The organism is Paracoccus sp. R12_2 (assembly GCF_017744015.1).
In the GTDB taxonomy this organism is placed as follows: Bacteria; Pseudomonadota; Alphaproteobacteria; order Rhodobacterales; family Rhodobacteraceae; genus Paracoccus.
On record NZ_JAGHRA010000008.1, the window covers coordinates 1 to 19,697 of the forward strand.

Sequence of the window (19,697 nt, forward strand, 5' to 3'; positions counted from 1 at the left end):
CTCCATCTGGCGCAGCACACCCATGATCTGGGCTTCTGTGTATCGTGTCTTCTTCATCGGAATCTCCTCAGTCATCCTGCCGAGAAAATTCTACTTCCGCATCCCGTTAAGATCGGGGGGGATTACCCCCGGGTCCATGAGGCGATCCGTCAGCAGCGCGAGTATGCGCCGCTCCAGTTCGCGTCGGGCAATGCCGGTGCGATTGGTGCAGTAGCCCTTGCCCTTGTTGCGCGAGTTCGAGCAGCCGAGCCTGTCCTGAGCGATCATCGAAAACCCGCCGCCGCAGCAGCCGCACTTGACCAGCCCGGTCAGCAGGAACTTGGGCTTCCGCGTCTGCCAGGCCTGCGTCTCCGTGTGCGTGATCTTGCGACCCTGCTGGCGGGCCTTCACCCGTTCCCAGAGTTCCTGGTCGATGAGACGGAGATCCGGCACCTCGGTGATGATCCAGGTGCTCTCCGGGTTCGGCCGCGCCTGACGCTTGCCGGTCCGGGGATCCTTCACGAAACTCTGCCGGTTCCAGATCAGTCGGCCGATATAGATCTCGTTGTTGAGAATGCCGGTGCCGCGCCTGGGGTTGCCGTGGATCGTCGACTTGTCCCAGGCCCGCCCGCGCGGGCCGGGAATGCCCTCGTCATTGAGGGCGGCGGCGATGCGATTGGGCGACAGGCCGTCGGCATAGGCGCGAAAGATCCGCTGGACGATGGTGGCTTCCTGTTCGTTGATCTCACGATCGCCGCGCTTTATCTCGCCGTTCTCGCCCATATGGCGCAGGACTGTATAGCCGTAGGCGTTGCCACCGCCGGATTTGCCGGCCTCGACGCGACCGCGCAGGCCGCGGCGGGTCTTGGCAGCGAGATCCTTCAGGAACAGCGCATTCATCGTGCCCTTCAGGCCGATATGCATCTCGTCGACCCGGCCTTCGGCCAGGGTCTCGATCGCGATGCCGTTGAAGGCGAGGTTCTGATAGAGGCTGGCGATATCGGCCTGGTTGCGCGACAGCCGATCCAGCGCCTCGGCAAGGACGATCTCGAAGCGCCGCGCGCGGCCATCCTGCTGCAGGCGCTGGACGCCGGGTCGCATGAGTGAGGCGCCCGAGGTCGCGGCGTCTTCGTAGGTGCCGACAATCTCCCAGCCCTCGCGGATGGCGCGCTCGCGGCAGAGGCGGATCTGGTCGTCGATGGACGAGGCGCTTTGCAGATCAGTGGAATAGCGAGCGTAGATGACGGCGCGCAGCGTGGCCTCAGCCATGATAAATCCTCCGGATCAGTCTTGCAGCCTGCCGCGGCCGGCATGATCGGCGCGAGCCGCGTCGCGGGCCAGCGCCCGCACCAGGGCGATGAGCGCTTCCCGATCCTGGGCGCAGCCCGCAGCACCGACACCAGCAGGCCCGGCACCAGCGGGCCCGGCACCAGCGGGCCCGGCGGCGCGGCTGTTTGCCGCGGCCGTCTCCGTTGCCCTGATGTCGCGCCGCGTGGTCAACTGACGTGCGTCTCCGGTCCGCGCGGAGGCGTCCTCCGGCGGTGATTGCGGGTTGCTGGTGATGGGACATGTGTCCGCAGTTCTTATGGCGATCAGTATAGGGCAGGCGGGCCGGGGCTGCCGTTGCCGGGGCCGTGAAAATCTCCGGGTCGGGGCGATTCATGTGGAAAACTCCCATTGCCGGTCGAAAGCCGGTGCGATCAATGCGGTAGGGGCGCCCGAAGCGCCTGTTTGCGAAAAAGAATTGCGCATCCTGGGGCCAGGATGCGCGCGGGAAAGCGATGCCGTTTTGACAGAGACAAGGCTAAAACGATACCGAGTGTAAAGAGTACTATCGCAAGCACGATCATTGCGAGAAGATCGGTGTCAATACGCATGCATACAAGCGCTCCGTGTGAGACAATGCAATCGTGTAAGCAGTTCAGGTAGCTAGCAAGCTCTAGGAATGGCTCGAAACCAACCTTCAGGTTTTCATGCAGTGGCGCACTCGCGCGGCGGATGCAGATAAGGTGTTTGCCCTCTAGCGGCGGGCAAACCGAGCCAGGGCGCGGCGGCACCCAAGGAGCATTTCGTGCCCCGAAAGGACAAATGCCTTGGTTATCGACAAAACTGTCGAAAGTCACCGAATTTGTCCTTTTGAGCTTTTCCAAGCCCTTGAAAACACACTGGTCGGTTCTGGATCGGCAAAGAAGATATCCTTTGTCGTCACGGATGTCGTCCGCGCAGGCGCAACCCGGGGGGCAGCTATCCGGACGCAGTTAGCCCCGGGCACGCAAGGGCGGCACCATGGCGGTGATGCCAGCGATGGCCGCAGCGGTCGTCAAAACCACCGCCAGCCCCAGCCCACTGCTGTGCCATCCCCAATGCGCGAGCGCAGGGCTGCTGAGAACAGGCGACAGGAACTGACCCAGAAACACCGATCCCGTCAGCAACGCCCCGGTCCTGCCCCGGCGATCGGGCGGGGTGGCGGCCAGCGACAGCACGACAAAGCCCGGAATGGCCAGCGCATATCCCGCGCCAATTGCGGCGGTACCCAGATACACCGCAAGTTCTGCCCGGATTGCAACAAGCACGGCGAAACCCGCTGCCATCAGGCCAAAACCAAAGGCCCAGTTGCCGCTATTGCCAATGCGATCACGAAGTCGGGGATAAAGCAGAGCCATCACGCCGCCTGCCAGCATCAGCGTCCCCAATGCCGCCCCGGTCATCGCCGGAGAGGTGTAGCCCCTGGCGGCCAGAAAAAACGGCAACTGGGTCGGTATGACAAAGAACAGCATCGTGACGGCCATCTGACCGCAGGCCAGCAGGATCACCCGGCGCTGCGATGTCCCGGTGCCGGGCAGGGCGGCGGTCCCCATGGCCGGAACATGGCGTTGCGGTTCGACGATCACCCGCCAGAAGAAGGGCAGGATCAGCAAGGGCAGGGCATAGATCGCGAAGGGCAGCCGTGGGCCGAGCGTCGCCAGAAGCCCCGCCAGAAGGATAAAGACCAGCCCCCCAAAATTGCGCGCCGAGACTTGCCCGCTGGAGACCTTTTGCAGCGCCCGGCCCGAGAAGTAATCGCCAAGCAATGCGGATTGGGTCGTCATGATCATGGCAAGCGCCACACCCAGACCCAGCCTGCTGACAAGGATCAGGGGTAACGTGGGCAGAACCAGTCCGGCGCTTCCGGCAAGGATGAACAGAATCAGTCCGCCCAGCAACATTCGCCGCCGGCCCGACCGGTCCGCCATGGCGCCACAGAACGGCGCAAGAAGAACGACTGCCAGCGAAGGCGCGGGGACCAGCATCCGCACCAGGAAGGCATTCGTCTCGGATATGGGGAATTGCTGTTCCAGCCCCGGCAGGGCGGGGCTGATGGTTGCGGCCGTCATCACCGTCAGCGAGGCGGCGATCATCAGGGCGATGGCGCGCGGATCACGCCAGACCGATGGTTCGGTGGGGGTAATCGGGGGGAGCATGGGCCTTGTCCTCTTGCTTGATCCGTCGAAGGCAGGCACGCTACGACTTCAAGTCAGCTTGAGGTCAAGAATGAAATTACTTGATATTTCCGAGGTCGTGGAGGCAAGTGGCGCCCCCGCCTCGACCCTGCGATATTACGAAACGCTGCGTCTGATTGCCCCGGTGGGCCGACATGGCCTTCGGCGCCAGTATGAACCTGACGTCCTCCAGCGGTTGGCCTTGATCAACATGGGGCAGTCTGCCGGGCTGTCGCTTGGCGAAATTTCCGACATGTTCGGCCCTAATGCGACACCCGAGATCCCGCGCGAGGACCTGCATCAGCGCGCCAATGCGTTGGACAGCGAGGCGCGCCGGATGATCGCATTGGCCACCATGATGCGCCATGTGGCCGACTGCCCTGCCCCGTCCCATATGGAGTGCCCGACATTCCTCAGGCTGCTGCGCATAGGCGTGGCCCACCGCTCGCGTGCGTGCAAACGACCGGTGCCCGGCTTGGCCGGTCAAGTGCACACTTAGGTGCTTTGGCCGACGTTCTTGTCCAATGCTGACCGGCAATTCTACGGAAAAGCGGACAGCTAGGGTGCGGCTTACACCAGCACCCAAGTGACCGACAAAGCAAGGACTAGTGCCATGATGCGGTTGAACGCGCGCATCTGGCTGTTGGGGCACCGCGACAACCACGCCAGGTCTGGATCACTAATGGTTAGGATATGCCGACATTGGAACAAATGTCATGATCCTGATCCAGTCGGTATCGTGGTGCGTTTGCTACCTAAGACCGGATTTTCGAAAGAAGCGTAGCTGGCACTGTCCAGAAGTCTGAGGCAGTGTAGGTTTCACATGACGCCGAAAGGTGATTTGGGCCGAGGTCTCGCTTCCCGCACCTGCCCATAACCTGTCCTAGCGTCACCGAAACCTGGAGAGTCCGCCATGGCAACCACCGGCAAGCAACTGTTCACAACGCTCGACGCAGATGGAACGCTGACCGTAGCGATCGAGGAGGTCAGCTTTCCCGATCCGACCGGCGATCAGGTCCTCGTGAAGATGGAGGCGGCGCCGATCAACCCGTCTGATCTCGCAATCCTCGCCGGCGCGGCCGACCTGGAAAAGGCCAACTATGCGCCGGGGAAGTTCGTCGCCACCGTGCCCGAGCCATACAATGCCGGATCGAAATCGCGCCACGGATTGAAGTTGCCGGCCGGAAACGAGGGCGCCGGTACGGTTGTCGCTGCCGGTGACAGTGACGCGGCCAAGGCGTTGATGGGACAGCGTATCGCCTGTGTCCCGGGCAATGCCTACAGCCAGTACTGTATTGCCGACGCGGCGTCGTGCCTGCCATTGGGCGATCATTCGGCCGAGGCTGGCGCCAGCGCCTTCGTCAATCCGATGACTGCGTTAGGCTTCGTCGAGAACGCCAGGATGGACGGGCAGGAGGCGATCCTTCATACGGTCGGGGCCTCGAATCTGGGCCAGATGCTGACGCGTATCTGCAACGAGGACGGCATCGGCCTGATCAATATCGTTCGAAAGGCAAGCCAAGCCGAGCTGCTTGCGAAGCTTGGATCCACGCATGTCGTCAACTCTTCGAGCGACGATTTCATGAGCCAGCTTCGGTCCGCGATCGAGGACACGGGCGCCTTCTACGGATTCGATCCAATCGGCGGCGGCAGATCGGTCGACCATGCCTTCCAGGCCATGGAACAAGTTGCCGTAAGCCGGATGGCGGAATACTCGCGCTATGGCTCGAACCAGCCGAAGCGAATGTTCATCTATGGACGGCTGGACACTGGCATGACGATGCTGTCGCCGAGTTACGGTTTCGGCTGGACCCTCTCGGGCTGGTTGCTGTTCCCGTTTCTCCAGGCCGCCGGGTCCGAGACTGTCGCCCGAATGCGCAAGCGCGTGCTGGACAACCTAACCACCACCTTTGCCAGTCATTACAAGAAGCGCGTCAATCTTGACGAGATGCTGACCAAGGACGCCGTTACCGACTACAGTTCGATGAAGACGGGTGAGAAATACCTCGTGACGCCATGGTCGTGACAGTCTGGGCGCGGGTGGTCGGATCGTATCAGGGCTGAAGCACATCCTTGCGCGCCGGTTTTGCCGAGGCCTTGCGCCAGCTCGGCCTGACCCAGGAACATCGGTGCGCGCCGAAGATGCCGCCTTGTGGTGCCTTCGGCCTGTGTTCCGACATCGCGTGCGGCTCATTTCGGGCACGTGCCGCCGGGCAGGTATCCTTTCAGAGGCGCCCTTTCTTGCGCCCGTCGGATCTGAGCAAGCAGATCGTGGAGCACCGGGTTGTCGCAGTCGCTGTTTACCATGCTTGCGCGCCTGCTATTCGCCATCGCCGAGGAGCTTGAACCCGGTGCTGTCCACAAGCAGGTTCAGTTGCCAGGCAGCGTGGCGATAGGGAACCCGCACAATTGTATGGCCGTGTCAGAAGACACCGCCGGACGCCCAGGGCGCCCGTCAAGCGGCGCGCACCCGGTCATATGCGTGTCCACCCAGATCGGTAGCATCCCCCGCTTGCGCAGTGACGCGTTGCCGCTGGACCAGTTCGTCCTGCGATCGCGGGCGGAAGGTGGCTTGCTCGTGCAGGCCGGGGAAACGCATGGATTCAGGAAGTGAATCCTCTGTCGTCAGCGATGCGCGACAACGTCAAAGCGCCGGTGCGCGCCGCGCAATCCATAATTATGTATGTGCATTGACTTTAATGTGGGGCGATTCTCTACTCATTGCTACGGACATCATAACATAATAATGGAATTCAGGGAGCTTCACATGACATTTCGTGCATTCTGTCTGGCCACCTCGGCTGCGCTTGCCATGTCGGCCGCGACAGGGGCCAATGCTGCCGGAACGATCGAGGTCGCCATTGTCGGCGACCCCGACACGTTCGATCCGATGGCCTCGACCAAGGATGTGGTCAGCATCGTGACCCAGCATTTCATGGAAACCCTCTTCACATTCGATCAGGAATGGAAGGTGGTGCCGTTGCTGGCCGCCGCCATGCCCCGGATCAGCGAGGATGGGCTGACCTATACGATCCCGCTGCGCGAAGGCGTGACCTTCCATGACGGCTCGTCGATGGACAGCGCCGATGTGCTGGCATCCTTGCAGCGGTGGGAAGAGGTCGCCAGCCGTGGGCAAGGCATCGCCGACAAGATCGACAGCATCGAGGCCAGCGGCCCGAACGAGATCACCATCACGCTGAACCAGCCCTATTCGCCGCTGCTGTCGCTGCTGGCCTTCTCGAACTCGGCCGCGGTGATCTATCCCGAGGAAATCATCGCCGACACGATCGACACGCCTGTCGGTACCGGCCCCTATAAGTTGGAAGCCCATGCCCCGGACCAGTACACGCAACTGGTCCGCTTTGACGGCTATTCCCAACCGGGCGAGGCTGCGGGCGAACGCCAGCAGATCGCCGACGAGATCCGCTTCGTTCCGGTTCCCGACACCAACACACGTGTCGAGGGGCTGTTGTCGGGCCAGTTCGATTACGCCGACAGCCTGTCGACCGAAGCCTACGACCGGATCGAAGCGTCGGACGTTGCCGACCCGGTCCTGCTGGAGCCGTTCGGCTGGCCGATCTTCGCGGTCAACCACAAGAAGGGAATGATGACGGATCTGAACATCCGCAAGGCGGTGCAGGCCGCGCTGCCTTTCGACGACATGATGTTCGCGGCCTTCGGGGATGAGAAGTTCTTCCAGACCGATGGTGCGCTGTATCCCGAAGGATGGGCGTGGCGCAACGAGGCCGGCTTGGACCAGTACAACATCAATGATCAGGAAAAGGCGGCGGAATACCTAAAGGAAGCGGGCTATGATGGCACGCCCTTCCGCATCCTGACTTCGCGCCAGTACGAATTCCATTACCAGATGGCGGAAGTCGCACGGATGGCGCTGGAAATGGCGGGCTTTACCGTCCAGATGGATGTGGTCGACTGGGCGACGCTGGCGCAGAACCGCGACAATCCGGATCTGTGGGACGTCTATATCACCCACTCGCCCTTCCTGCCGGAACCGGCGCTGACCTCGTCCTTCTTTGCAACCGCGCGCGAGGGCTGGGACAATCCGGAAAAGAACAAGATCCTTGACCAGTTCACCAGCGAGACCGATCCTGAAAAGCGCAAAGAGATCTTCGCGCAGTTGCAGCAGGTCATCTATGACGATGTGGGACTGATCAAGATCGGCAATTTCAACGCCCTGCAAGGCAAGGCGACGGCGCTGTCGGGGGTGAACCCGTCGCCTTGGCCGGCCTTCTGGAATGCCAGCCTGGCAGAATAGCGGCCACAGCGGGCCGCGTCGTCCACGGTCGCGGCCCGTATCCCCCCAATCCGCACAGCCCGGCCCTGAACCATTGCCCGCAAGCGAGATCGCCCCATGAGCCGCTATCTTCTTCGCCGCGTGATCGGCATGGTCGTCGTCATCTTTCTGGTGCTGACGCTTGCCTTCATTCTGGTGCGCCTTGCGCCGGGCGATCCCGCATCGCTGCTTCTGGGCCCCGACGCCACGCCCGAAGAGGTCGTGGCACTGCGCGTCAGGCTGGGCCTGGATCAGCCGATCTTCGTGCAATACGGCACCTTCATCGGAAACGCGCTGCAAGGTGATCTGGGTCAGTCCCTGTTCTTCAACCAGCCAGTGACCCAGGTTCTGGCCGCCCGAGCCGAGCCGACGATGTTCCTGGCGCTGTTTTCGTTGCTGGTGGCGCTGGTCATCGCGACGCCCATCGGTATCTGGGCGGCCTATCGGCGCGGATCCGTGCTGGATCAGGGGTCGATCACGACGGCGATGCTGGCGGCCTCGGTCCCCAGTTTCCTGACCGGGCTGATCTTCCAACGTTATCTGGCGACCGATCTGGGTTGGTTCCCTGCCTCGGGTTATGGCGGGGCAGGGGCCTCGTTCGCGGATCGGATGTGGCATCTGGTTCTGCCCTCGATCACGTTGGGCATCACCAATTCGGCGCTGATCCTGCGGTTCACGCGCGCCTCGATGCTGGACATCCTGGGCGAGGATTACGTGCGCACCGCCCGCGCCAAGGGCATGACCGAACGGCGCGTTGTGCTGCGTCATGCGCTGAAGAACGCGGGCATCCCGATCATCACCGTCGTGGGCCTGACCTTCGCGCTGCTGGTCAGCGGTGCGGTGGTGACCGAGCGCGTGTTCAACCTGCCGGGCATGGGCAACCTTGTCGTGAACGCGGTGCTGCGGCGCGATTACCCGGTGATTCAGGGCACGCTGATCGTGGTCGCGGGACTTTACGTCCTGGTGAATCTGCTGACCGACCTGCTGTATCTGGTCGTCGACAAAAGGGTGAAATACTGATGGCTGCCGCATCCACCGCCATGGCCCCGCCCTCGTTTCGCAATCTGCTGTTCCAGCGGCCGGCAGCCGTGGTGGCGCTGGTCGTCTTCGTGCTGATCGTCGCGGCCTGTTTCCTGCTGCCGATGCTGGGCCTGACCGAGATCGGTGGCATGTCGGTGCGCAAGCGGCTGACGCCGCCGGGCGCGGAATACTGGCTGGGCGCGGATGCCTTCGGGCGTGACGTGCTGGGCCGGCTGCTGGTCGCGGGGCAGACCTCGCTGGGCATCGGGCTTGGCGTCGCGGTCATCTCGTCGGCGGTCGGGATCCTGATCGGGCTTGTCGCGGGCTTCTTTCGCCGTCTGGACACGCCGCTGTCGCGTGTGATCGATGCGATGATGGCCTTTCCCGACATCCTGCTGGCCCTGTCACTGGTGGCGATCTTCGGCGGCACGATGATGAACGTGATCCTGGCGCTGTCGGTCGTCTATGCGCCCCGGATCGCCCGGATCGTGCGTGCCTCGACCCTGGTGATCCGCGAATTGCCCTATGTCGAGGCCGCCCGTGCCCTTGGCACCCGAACGCCGACCATCATGGTCACGCATGTGCTGCGCAACATCATGTCGCCGATCCTGGTGCAGGCTACCTTCATCTTCGCCTATGCGATGCTGGCCGAGGCGGGACTGTCCTTCCTGGGCGTCGGCGTCGATCCCAGGACGCCCACCTGGGGCATCATGGTGAACGAGGGCCGGCAGTATATCGACACCGCCTTCTTCCTGATCCTTTTTCCGGGCGCGGCCATCGCGCTGTCGGTCCTTTCGCTGCAGATCGTGGGCGACGGGCTGCGCGATGCGCTGGACCCAAGACTTGCCAAGGAGACCTGATTTGGCATTGAAACTGACCAATTTCCGCGCCACCGGCTTTGACGCCAGCCCGGACGAGATCCATGTTGGCGATGATGGTCTTGTCGCCCCCGGCCCGCTGGACGGTGCCGAGGTGCTGGACCTGAAGGGCGCGTATCTGTCGCCCGGCTGGTGCGATCTGCATGTCCATGTCTGGCATGGCGGCACCGACATCTCGATCCGCGCGTCCGAGGCCGGGCGGCCGACCGGCGTCACCGCGATGGCCGATGCCGGTTCGGCGGGCGAGGCCAGCTTTCACGGGCTGCGCGAATACGTCATCGAACCTGCCAGCGAGACGATCAAGGCGTTCCTGAACATCGGTTCGATCGGCCTCGTCGCCTGCAACCGGGTGCCCGAGCTGATCGATTGGCGGTCGATCGACATCGACCGGACGCTAGCCGTGATCGAGGCCAATCGCGATGTCATCTGCGGGATCAAGGTCCGCGCCTCGGGCGTGATCGTCGGCAGCTGGGGCATCACCCCCGCCAAGATTGCCAAACGCGTGGCCGAGATGACCAGCTTGCCGCTGATGGTCCATGTCGGCGAGCCGCCGCCCCTTATCGACGAGGTGTTCGAGATCCTGACGCCGGGCGACATCGTCACCCATTGCTTCAACGGCAAGCCGGCAGGATCGATCCGCGATACGGATGCCCTTTTCAAGATGGCGCAGGATCTGGCCGAACGCGGAATCCTGATGGATATCGGGCATGGTGGCGCGTCGTTCAACTTCAAGACCGCGCGGGATTCCATGGCCGACGGGTTGCGACCGTTCTCAATCTCGACCGACCTGCACGCCCATTCGATGGCGAAGCCCGTCTATGACATGGCCACGACCATTGCCAAGCTGCTGGCCGTGGGGCTGCCCTTTGACGAATGCATCCGCGGCGTGACCCAGGCGCCGCGCGGATTTCTGGGCCTGTCGGGACGCGACGGACTGACGCCGGGGATGCGCGCCGATTTCACCGTGTTCGACCTGGAGGACAGCCAGATCGACGCCATCGACAGTCAGGGCAACCACATGGTCATGGAACGGATGTTCGAGCCACGGATGACCGTGCTGGGCTGCGACGCGCAACCCGCCGCACGGCGTCTGCCGCCAGAGGGGTAAAGCACCATGAGCGATGCCAGCGACACGATCCTGTCGGTTAAGGGCCTCAGCGTCAGTTTCGGACGCGGGCCTGCGGCCGTGACCGCCTTGCGCGACGTCAGCTTCAACCTTGAACGTGGCCGCACGCTGGCGCTTGTGGGCGAAAGCGGCTCGGGCAAGTCGGTCACGTCGCTGGCGCTGATGGGGCTGCTGCCGCCCTCGGGTCGGGTCCGGTCGGGGCGGCTGGACTTTCGTGGCCGCGACGGATCGTTGGCCGATCTGGCGGGACTCGACGCCGCGGGGTTCCGGCGACTGCGTGGTCCCGGTATCTCGATGATCTTCCAGGAACCGATGTCGTCGTTGAACCCGCTGTTCACGATCGGAGACCAGATTGGCGAGATGCTGTTCCTGCACGAAAACATGCCAGCCGCACAGCGCCGCAAGCGGGTGATCGAAATGCTGGAGTTGGTGGAGATCCCCGGCGCGGCGGCCCGCGTGGACGCCTATCCGCACGAATTGTCGGGCGGCATGCGGCAGCGGGTCATGATCGCGATGGGGATGATTTGCAACCCTGCGCTGCTGATCGCGGATGAGCCCACGACCGCGTTGGACGTGACGATCCAGGCTCAGATCCTGGATCTGATGCGACGGCTGCAAAGGGATCTGGGCATGTCGATCCTGTTCATCACGCATGACATGGGTGTGGTCGCGGAGATGGCCGATGACGTGGCCGTGATGTACGCGGGCGCGGTGGTCGAACAGGCGGGCGTGATGGACCTGTTCGACGATACCCGTCATCCCTATACGCAGGGCCTGCTGAACTCGATCCCGCGCGAGGGGCTAGCCCTGGGCGAAAGGCTGGTGCCGATCCCCGGCACCGTGCCGCCGCTGACACATTTGCCGCCCGGTTGTGCCTTCGCGCCGCGCTGTCCCCATGCGCGGCCCGAATGCCGCGATCCGGTCGCGCTGAAGGAAAAGGCCCCCGGCCATCTGGCGGCCTGTGTCCTGGACATGGCGGTGCCCGCGTGAGCCATGCATTGATCCAGATACGGAACCTTTCCAAGCGGTTCCACACCCCGTCGGGAACTGTCCACGCCGTCGATGATGTCAGCTTCGATATTCCGCGCGGCTCGATTACCGGGCTGGTCGGCGAAAGCGGTTCGGGCAAGACCACGCTTGGCCGGACGTTGCTGCGGCTGGTCGAACCATCGGGTGGGCAGATCCGCTTTGACGGAACCGACATCACCTCGTTGCCCAATGCGAAGATGCGCGACATGCGGCGGCGGATGCAGATCATCTTCCAGGATCCGATGTCCTCGCTGAATCCGCGCCTGAAGGTAGGCGACCTGATTGCCGAAGGGTTGCGCGCCTATGGCATCGGCAACCGCGCCGAACGGCGCGACCGGGTGGCCGCGCTGCTGGACGAGGTTGGCCTCAGCGCCGATCACATGGATCGCTATCCCCATGCCTTCTCGGGTGGTCAGCGGCAGCGGATCGGCATCGCCCGTGCCCTGGCGCTGGAACCGGAATTCATCGTCGCGGATGAAAGCGTCTCGGCGCTGGACGTGTCGATCCAGGCGCAGGTGCTGAACCTGCTGCTGGACCTGCGCGAAAAGCGAAACCTGACGATGCTGTTCATCGCCCATGACCTGTCGGTGGTGAACTATCTCTGCGATCAGGTCGCGGTCCTGTATCTGGGCCGATTGATGGAAATCGGGCCGGCGGGTGCGATCCACAAGACCCCGGCGCATCCCTACACTCGCGCACTGAATTCGGCCATTCCGCTGCCCGATCCGCGCGCGGCGCGGGACCGGACGCCGTTGCAGGGAGACATCCCCAGCCAACTGAACCCGCCATCGGGCTGCGTTTTCCGCACGCGCTGTCCACACGCCGCTCCGATCTGCGCCGCCGGGTCACCCGGTGCGCATCCGGTCGGTCCCGATCATCAAAGCTATTGCAAGAGAACCGAGAAACTCTATGGACATGACGTCGCCGCAGCACACACCTGAGACGCGGCTGGCCAGCCTGGGTATCACCCTGCCGGATGCCGCGCCCAGCCCGATCGGATCGTTCCGCAATGTCCGGATTTCGGGCGGAATGATCTATGTTTCGGGGCAGGGGCCGGTCCGGTCCGATGGAACCCTGATCCGTGGCAAGGTCGGCACCGAGATCAGCCCCGAGGATGCCCGCGATCATGCGCAGCTGGTCGCGATCAACATTCTGACCGCCCTGCGCGACGCCCTGGGATCGCTGGACCGGGTGGGCGGCGTGGTCAAGCTGTTGGGCATGGTGAACGCCGATGCCGATTTCGAACGGCATCCTTTCGTGATCGACGGTGCCTCGGACCTTCTGGCCAAGGTGTTTGGCGAAGCCGGTATCCATGCCCGGTCGGCCTTTGGCGTCGGATCGCTGCCCAACCGCATCCCGGTCGAGATCGAGGCGATCTTCGAGATGGCCGATCAGCGGTGATGCAACCCAAGCGCCATTTCAACCGAACGCGCGGCATCTCGCACCGACTGAGCCACAAGGTCGAACTTGTCGGGGACACGATGCTTGGGCATCACCACCGACAGGGTCAACTGACAGGTGCCGTCCTGCCCGCGCACCGGGGCCGCTATGCAGGCGACCTGATCCTCGGACGTGTCGATCTGGACGGACAGCCCGTCGATGAAATCGCGCCGCGACAGGTCGGCCAGAATCGCGGGATCTGTCTCGGCCAGGCCCGTATTCGACGGGCGCGCACATTCTGTAAAGACCGCCAACCGCTCCGCATCGGGCAGATGACCGACCAGCAGCCGCCCCGAGGCGGTCCAGTTCAGCGGCACCCGCGTGCCAACATCCGAGGTGACGCGGAACGGCCCGGACCCCTCGGCCATCGCCACGACCTGCATCATGCCTTCGTCGCGCGCGCAGATCTGGACCATTTCCAGAACCTGTTCGTTCAGCGCGAACATGGCCCGCTCTGCCTCGTTGAAGGCGTTGACGCGGGCGCGATAGGCAAGTCCGTATCGCATCAGGCGCGGACCCAGCCACGCGCGACCATTGGCACTGCGCGACAGCATGTTCCGTTCGGTCAATTCGTCGATCAGCTTGTAAATGGTCGAGGGCGGCGCACCCGTGGCCTTGGCCAGGTCATACGCGCTCATCGGGTGATGGCGTTCGGTCAGGATATCGAGGATCTGAAGCGACCGGTCGATGCCGCTGGTCCGGCTGCGCCGCGTCGTCTGATCACGCATCATGTGTTCCACTGTTTCGATACAGGTTACGCAATTATGGAAACTTGCACAAGCGCAGAAAGGCCCCTTCATGCTTAGGAATACCGAATACCCGATCGACTGGTCATGGCACGACGCGCAGGGCTATGGCCGGATGATCAACACATCGGGCACCATGACCTCGCTGGGTGGATCCATCGCCACGCGCCGGGTGGCCGAGGCGACCGCAGCGGCAATGCCGCGTTTCGCCCGCATCCACGAGATGCAGGCCCGTGCGTCCGACATGATCAGGCAATTGACTGGCGCCGAGGCGGGGTTTCTCACTGCCTCGGCCAGTGCTGGGATCACCCTGTCGGTGGCGGGCTGCATGACCGGGCTGGACCCCGCGCGGGCCGAGGCCTTGCCCGCCGATCCGGGGCCGAAGAACGGCGTCGCGGTGCAGATGGGGCATCTGTGCGAATACGGTGCGCCAGTCAGCCAGGCCATCGCGCTGGCGGGCGGGCAGACGCGCATCGTCGGGCAATCAACGCTGGCCAAGGATTATCAGCTGGACGCTGCGCTGGAAGACTGCGCCGCGGCCCTTTACGTCGTATCGCACCATGTCGTCGATTACGGGATGATCCCGCTGGAAACATTTGCGGCCATCTGCCATGCCAAAGGCGTGCCGGTGATCGTGGACGCGGCCTCGGAATACGACCTGACGGGCTTTCTGGCCAAGGGCGCGGATATCGCGATCTATTCGGGTCACAAGTTCATGGGCGGGCCGACCTCGGGGATCGTGGCGGGGCGCAAGGATCTGATCCGGGCCGCTTATCTACAGAATATCGGCATCGGCCGCGGAATGAAGATCGGCAAGGAAAGCATCGCCGGCGCCATCGAGGCCATGCAGCAATGGCTGGAACGCGACCATGATGCCATCCGGGCCGAAGAGACCCGCGTGTTGCAGATGTGGCAGGCAGCCATCGCTGATCTGCCCGGCGTGACGCCGATCCGCATTCCCGATCCGACCGACAATCCGCTGGAACGGCTTCAGGTCTGGATCGATCCGGCGCAGGCCGGGGCCAGTGCCGCGCAGTTCGCCGAGATCTTCGGTCGTCAGGATCCACCCCTGATCGTGCGTGGTCACGAGGTCGAGAAGGGCTATTTCCAACTGGACCCCTGCAACATGATGGACGGGCAGCCGGAATTGGTCCGCGACATCCTGATCGCGGTGCTGTCCGACGGGGCCGCTGCGGTGGGGGTCGATGCCAAGGCCGCCGCAGCCGCCGCCCGGAACGGCGGCACACAGGCTTATATGGAGTGGCTGGCCTGAAGTCCGTCCAAGATATGTTCGCCCGGCTTGCGATTATCCCTTTGGGTTTTTCCTTGCCGGGCGGCTTCGGCTTGACCGACTGCTGCTGGGTCAGTTCTCGGTGACATCGACATTGCCCGCGGCGAGAACACCCAAGCTTGGCGCGAGTTGTCACGGAAATTCGCAGCGCGTGTACTGAGCAGGGTGTGCAGCCGCCGACGCGCAGGACAGCGCAGCGGCGGCTTGAAGCGATGAATTCCCGTTAAGTCATGAAAGCACGCAATGTTGCAAAGGCAGCGCGGCGGCGCTTGTCGCCAGTGATGGGGCAGAACAAGGCAGAACGACCGCCGGACGTTGTGCAGATCGACCACGCGCCAGCGGATGCCATCCTTGTCGATGGTTTCGAGCGCAACTCCAACGGCCGTCCCCGGGATGACCTTGGCGATCGACATCGTGACGCGTGTGGTGACAGGATACCACGCCAGCCTTGAGGCGCCGTCGCGCCTGGTCCGGTGCTTGACGCGGGCTGTGGCCCCCGAAGCAGGGTTTCTGGCTGAACTCGAGTGTGCAGTCCCATGGCCCGCGCAAGGCAATGCCCGGTTTTTCGAGGGTCTGATCCAGCACCGCGTGGTCGACGGCGACGCTTTGCGCCACGTGATCCTCATGTGCTCGGCGGTGAACGAAACCGGCTATTCGGCCTTCGAAAGCCTCGAGGCGATCAATCCAGCTCACGGATCTGGGGTCGGACTGCACCTCTTGGAAATGAAAGGTCCGGTCATGGGCCGCCTCAAGACCACGCACTTCATCGACCAGCTCAACGGACGCGTCTTTTTGTCCCAGCATGACGCCTGGAAGGCGCTTGCCAAACCGGCCGACCCGGCCAAAGTTGCAGAGTGACCGGAAAGGAAAGGACTGCATGACAATCCCATATTCGAAAAGTTCATCCAGTGGGCCCGGCAGCCCGGAGGTCGTCGGTTTCTATGACGAAGCTTCAGGAAGTTGCCAATATCTCTGCATCGACCCGGCAACGAAGAAATGCGCGCTGATCGACGTGGTTCTCGACTTCAACCCGGCCCGCGCCCGCACCTCGACCCAGTCTGCCGACTGGGCGCTAGACTGGATTGAGCGCGACGGTCTGACGCTCGAATGGATCCTCGACACGCACCCTCATGCCGACCACCTGATGGCCGCGGCGTATCTCAAGCAGAAGACCGGCGCGCCGAACGCCATCGGCCAGAAGGTTCTGGATATCGCGGGCCTCTGGCGCGATTTCTACAACACGCCGGACGCGTTCGACCCGGAGGCCGATTTTGACCGACTCCTTGCCGACGGCGACACGTTCCAGATCGGCGATCTCGAGGCGCGGGTGATGCTGTCGCCAGGCCATACCCTCGGCTCGATCACATATGTCGTCGGGGACGCGATCTTCGCGCATGACACGTTCATGCAGCCCGACAGCGGCACCGCGCGCGCAGACTTCCCCGGCGGATCGGCGGCCATGCTCTATGACTCGTTGATGGCGATCCTGGCGTTGCCCGACGACTACCGCATTTTCATCGGCCACGACTATGGGGCACAAGGCCGCGACGACCCGGCCTGGGAAAGCACGGTGGCCGAGCAGAAAGCCTCGAACAAGCATGTCGGCGGCGGCGTCGAAAAGGAAGAATACGTCAAGGTGCGAAAGGCACGCGACGCGACGCTTAACCTGCCCGACAGGATGCTTCACGCACTGCAATTCAACCTTCGAGGCGGCCGTCTGCCGGGACCGGAGGCTGATGGAAACAGCTACTTCAAGATACCAGCGAACAGGTTCTGATCATGGCACAAGTGGAAAACTGGACTCCGAAAGAAGTCATGGCGGCGCTCGACGCGCAGAAGATCGTTTTGATCGATGTGCGCACGCCGCCCGAATACATCATGGAGCATATAGACGGCGCGTTGTTGATGCCCATGGCATTCTTTCGCCCCGAGGCGCTGCCCACGCAGGACGGCAAGCGTATCGTTCTACACTGCGGCTCGGGCGCCCGGTCCGGAAAGATGGCCGAGATTGCCCTGAAAGCCGGACTGTCGCCACTCGCGCATATGGAGGGCGGCTTCGGCGCATGGAAGCAGGCCGGTCTGCCCTACACCGGCACCGATATGGCCACGGGTGCGCCCAAGGCGATGAATGCGGACTCATGAACTGGGATGAACGCTTTGCCGGAGAGGAATACCTCTTCGGCAAAGCACCTGCGCACTTTTGAAGCGACACGCGCACTGGCTTTGTCCGGGTTCCGAGGTGCTGTCGACGAGGTGGCGATCGGCTGCTGCAGCGGTCTCATCGCCGGTCGTCAGGCGCTGCAAGAGACGATGCCCGAGTCCGCGCGCGGCTGCTGAGCACCAACGCGAAGCGCATTCGCCATGACGGAAAGCGAACTGGCGGCCATCGCCAGCGCCGCGAGGTCCGGCGTCAGGTGGCCCGTCAGCAGCAGCGGCAGCAGGGCGGCGTTGTAGATCACCGCCAGGATCAGGTTCTGACGGCTGGTTCTGGCGGCGCGCCGCGACAACCGGATCAATTGGGGCAGCGCCGCAAGTCCACCGTCACCGATCACCACATCGGCGGTTTGCCTGGCTGCCGCATGCGCGCCCGCAACCGCGATCCCACAATCTCCGGCCGCCAATGCGGGAGCGTCGTTCACGCCGTCTCCGACGAACACCGTTCCCGCACCCTCGTTGCGGATCAACTCTGCCTTCTGTCGCGGCGTTTGCTGCCAGAATACGCTCTCGTCCGGCACACCCAGTGCCGCAGCCACTTGCCGCGTCGGCGTTGCCGCATCACCCGAGGCGATCCTGATGGACAGGCCCATGCGCGAAAGTGACGTCATCGCGGCGGCGGCGTCGGGCAGAAGGTCGTCGGCGACGATCAGATGACCCAGCACGGCGCCATCGCGGGTGACGGTCAGTCGTGTTCCGCGACGATCGTCGGCATCCGATCCTGTGACCCGCACGGTTCGGCCCGCGTCATCCAATCCCTCGGCATGCCGATCCGCGCGGCGCCCGCCCGCCCCCCGTTCGCCGGTCACCGCAACGATTGCGCGTGCCAGCGGATGGGTCAGGCCCGTTTCAGCAAAGGCGGCCGCTGCCACAAGGCCGTCCCGGCAAATGCCGCTGGCGGGCTCGGCGGCGATCATACGCGGCCGGCCCGCCGTCAGTGTGCCGGTCTTGTCGAGGAAGACGGTTCGCGCATGGGCCAGCTTTTCGAAGGCCTCCGGCTCGCGTATCCGATGGCCCGAACCTGCGGCAAGCTGCGAAATGCGCAGTCTCGTCAGCGGCACGGCAAGCGCCAGCGCACAAGGACACAAACCCGCCAGCACAGTCAGGCCGGTCATCAATGCCTGCTCGGTTCCAAGCCCGCGCAGCATCGCGACGATCGTCGCCGTTATTGCCAACGCCGGGATCGCGCGCGCAAGAAGCCCCGCCCAGTGTTCGGCCATGCCTCCCTCGGCGCCGTTGCGCGCGATCTCCAGCGCGATCGCACCGCCTAGCCGGTCAATCTCGCGGTCGCCGGGTTCACGATCACTGCGTACGATAAGCCGCCTGTCCAGATTGACGCAGCCTGCTTCGATCCGGTCGCCGGGACGAACGGCGACCGACTTGCTTTCGCCAGTCAGAACTGCGCGATTCACAAGGCTGACGCCGGTCTCGATCACCCCATCTACTGTTGCCGCCTCGCCGGCATCGACGATGATCCGCGATCCGATGGGAACCTGATCCGCGGCCATGCGCCGCCGCTGGCCCAGGGTCTCGACCGTCGCGATTTCGGGTGCCGCATCCTGCATCGCCTTCAAGGCGCGGAGCGCCGAACGCCGGATCATCGTGTCGACAAGCCGGGCCAGAAGCAGAAGGGTCAAAAGCATCGTGGCCGCATCGAACCAGACCGCGACGTCGCCTTGCAGAAGCTGGACGGCGGACAGGATGAAAGCGCCAGTGACGCCCAAGGACACCAGAAGATCCATCGTCGGTTCACCCAACTGCAGCGACTTCCATCCCATCCACAGGATGCCCCGCCCGGCCCACAGGACCGGCAGCGCGAAGCCCCCCGAAGCCACGGCGATCCACCACGCCGTGTCTGGCGCAAGCTGTGTGGTGTACAGCACCAGCGCCAGGGCCATCGTCCACATTCCTGACAGGACCGCCACCGCAAGGCGGATCCCAAGCCGGCCGAGATGCCGGTCCAGCATCGTCTCCAGTTCCTCGGGGCGGTGACGGTCGATCAGGCGATAGCCGGCACGGGCAACCTGGCCGGCAATCCTGGGTTGGCCTGTCGCGGTTTCATCCCAGTCCAACAGGGCCGAGGCGGTCAGATAATGCACCTTGGCCAGACGGATGCCGGGCTGGACAGACAGACGACGTTCCAGTCCACGTGCGCAACCGGCGCAGGCCAGACCCTCGATGGCGAATAATCGTCGCATCCG

Annotated in this window: 18 protein-coding genes and 1 pseudogene; 13 read left to right on the plus strand and 6 right to left on the minus strand. The window is 63.6% G+C overall.

The window, feature by feature from the left end; translation table 11 throughout:
• Positions 1-90: 90 nt before the first annotated feature.
• Positions 91-1,248 (minus strand): recombinase family protein, encoded by a 1,158-nt coding sequence (locus J7359_RS10885; RefSeq protein WP_247740334.1) that lies wholly within the window; start codon positions 1,246-1,248, stop codon positions 91-93.
• Between the two features lie 989 nt (positions 1,249-2,237).
• Positions 2,238-3,440, minus strand: a complete 1,203-nt coding sequence (locus J7359_RS10890; protein WP_209056676.1) for an MFS transporter — start codon at positions 3,438-3,440, stop codon at positions 2,238-2,240.
• 70 nt (positions 3,441-3,510) lie between these two features.
• Between J7359_RS10890 and J7359_RS10895 the strand changes: the two genes are divergently transcribed.
• Together J7359_RS10895 and J7359_RS10900 are read left to right on the plus strand one after the other, a co-directional pair.
• Positions 3,511-3,957 carry a helix-turn-helix domain-containing protein gene (locus J7359_RS10895; RefSeq protein WP_209056677.1) on the plus strand — a complete coding sequence of 149 codons (447 nt, stop codon included), beginning with the start codon at positions 3,511-3,513 and terminating at the stop codon, positions 3,955-3,957.
• Positions 3,958-4,371: 414 nt separating this feature from the next.
• On the plus strand, positions 4,372-5,484 hold the full coding sequence (locus J7359_RS10900) for a zinc-binding dehydrogenase (protein ID WP_209056678.1): 1,113 nt from the start codon (positions 4,372-4,374) through the stop codon (positions 5,482-5,484).
• 297 nt (positions 5,485-5,781) lie between these two features.
• Here J7359_RS10900 and J7359_RS19930 read toward each other — a convergent pair.
• Positions 5,782-6,065 (minus strand): annotated as a pseudogene (locus J7359_RS19930) (hypothetical protein); the annotation flags it as partial.
• Positions 6,066-6,225: 160 nt separating this feature from the next.
• Here J7359_RS19930 and J7359_RS10905 point away from each other — a divergent pair.
• The 7 genes from J7359_RS10905 to J7359_RS10935 all read left to right on the plus strand — a co-directional run bounded on the left by J7359_RS10905 (position 6,226) and on the right by J7359_RS10935 (position 13,206).
• Complete coding sequence (locus J7359_RS10905; protein ID WP_247740335.1) at positions 6,226-7,734, plus strand: ABC transporter substrate-binding protein; 1,509 nt, start codon at positions 6,226-6,228, stop codon at positions 7,732-7,734.
• A 96-nt stretch (positions 7,735-7,830) separates the two neighbouring features.
• Positions 7,831-8,772: an ABC transporter permease gene (locus J7359_RS10910; RefSeq protein WP_209056680.1), complete on the plus strand. Its 942-nt coding sequence runs from the start codon at positions 7,831-7,833 to the stop codon at positions 8,770-8,772.
• Positions 8,772-9,632 carry an ABC transporter permease gene (locus J7359_RS10915; protein ID WP_247740336.1) on the plus strand — a complete coding sequence of 287 codons (861 nt, stop codon included), beginning with the start codon at positions 8,772-8,774 and terminating at the stop codon, positions 9,630-9,632. Before J7359_RS10910 ends, J7359_RS10915 begins: the two co-directional genes overlap by 1 nt.
• A gap of 1 nt (position 9,633) precedes the next feature.
• The gene (locus J7359_RS10920; RefSeq protein WP_209056681.1) at positions 9,634-10,758 is read left to right on the plus strand and encodes an amidohydrolase/deacetylase family metallohydrolase; all 1,125 of its coding nucleotides are present in this window, start codon (positions 9,634-9,636) and stop codon (positions 10,756-10,758) included.
• Positions 10,759-10,764: 6 nt separating this feature from the next.
• Positions 10,765-11,766 (plus strand): ABC transporter ATP-binding protein, encoded by a 1,002-nt coding sequence (locus J7359_RS10925; RefSeq protein WP_209056682.1) that lies wholly within the window; start codon positions 10,765-10,767, stop codon positions 11,764-11,766.
• Positions 11,763-12,746 carry an ABC transporter ATP-binding protein gene (locus J7359_RS10930; protein WP_348524372.1) on the plus strand — a complete coding sequence of 328 codons (984 nt, stop codon included), beginning with the start codon at positions 11,763-11,765 and terminating at the stop codon, positions 12,744-12,746. Before J7359_RS10925 ends, J7359_RS10930 begins: the two co-directional genes overlap by 4 nt.
• On the plus strand, positions 12,721-13,206 hold the full coding sequence (locus J7359_RS10935; RefSeq protein ID WP_247740337.1) for a RidA family protein: 486 nt from the start codon (positions 12,721-12,723) through the stop codon (positions 13,204-13,206). Before J7359_RS10930 ends, J7359_RS10935 begins: the two co-directional genes overlap by 26 nt.
• Here the strand turns inward: J7359_RS10935 and J7359_RS10940 are convergent.
• Positions 13,197-13,976, minus strand: coding sequence for an IclR family transcriptional regulator (locus tag J7359_RS10940; protein ID WP_209056685.1), 780 nt, complete (start codon positions 13,974-13,976; stop codon positions 13,197-13,199). The two genes, J7359_RS10935 and J7359_RS10940, sit on opposite strands and share 10 nt — an antisense overlap.
• A gap of 67 nt (positions 13,977-14,043) precedes the next feature.
• Between J7359_RS10940 and J7359_RS10945 the strand changes: the two genes are divergently transcribed.
• Positions 14,044-15,264, plus strand: a complete 1,221-nt coding sequence (locus J7359_RS10945) for an aminotransferase class V-fold PLP-dependent enzyme (protein WP_209056686.1) — start codon at positions 14,044-14,046, stop codon at positions 15,262-15,264.
• Here the strand turns inward: J7359_RS10945 and J7359_RS10950 are convergent.
• On the minus strand, positions 15,243-15,695 hold the full coding sequence (locus J7359_RS10950) for a hypothetical protein (RefSeq protein ID WP_209056843.1): 453 nt from the start codon (positions 15,693-15,695) through the stop codon (positions 15,243-15,245). The genes J7359_RS10945 and J7359_RS10950 overlap by 22 nt on opposite strands.
• Between J7359_RS10950 and J7359_RS19935 the strand changes: the two genes are divergently transcribed.
• From J7359_RS19935 to J7359_RS10965, 3 genes are read left to right on the plus strand one after another with little or no spacing between them, the layout of a single operon-like run.
• Complete coding sequence (locus J7359_RS19935) at positions 15,682-16,140, plus strand: sodium-independent anion transporter (RefSeq protein WP_348524373.1); 459 nt, start codon at positions 15,682-15,684, stop codon at positions 16,138-16,140. The two genes, J7359_RS10950 and J7359_RS19935, sit on opposite strands and share 14 nt — an antisense overlap.
• 19 nt (positions 16,141-16,159) lie before the next feature.
• Positions 16,160-17,059, plus strand: coding sequence for an MBL fold metallo-hydrolase (locus J7359_RS10960; RefSeq protein WP_209056688.1), 900 nt, complete (start codon positions 16,160-16,162; stop codon positions 17,057-17,059).
• Positions 17,060-17,061: 2 nt separating this feature from the next.
• Positions 17,062-17,424, plus strand: a complete 363-nt coding sequence (locus J7359_RS10965; protein WP_209056689.1) for a rhodanese-like domain-containing protein — start codon at positions 17,062-17,064, stop codon at positions 17,422-17,424.
• A 149-nt stretch (positions 17,425-17,573) separates the two neighbouring features.
• On the opposite strand, the gene J7359_RS10970 is transcribed toward J7359_RS10965, so the two are convergent.
• Positions 17,574-19,694, minus strand: coding sequence for an HAD-IC family P-type ATPase (locus J7359_RS10970; RefSeq protein ID WP_209056690.1), 2,121 nt, complete (start codon positions 19,692-19,694; stop codon positions 17,574-17,576).
• Positions 19,695-19,697: the final 3 nt, after the last annotated feature.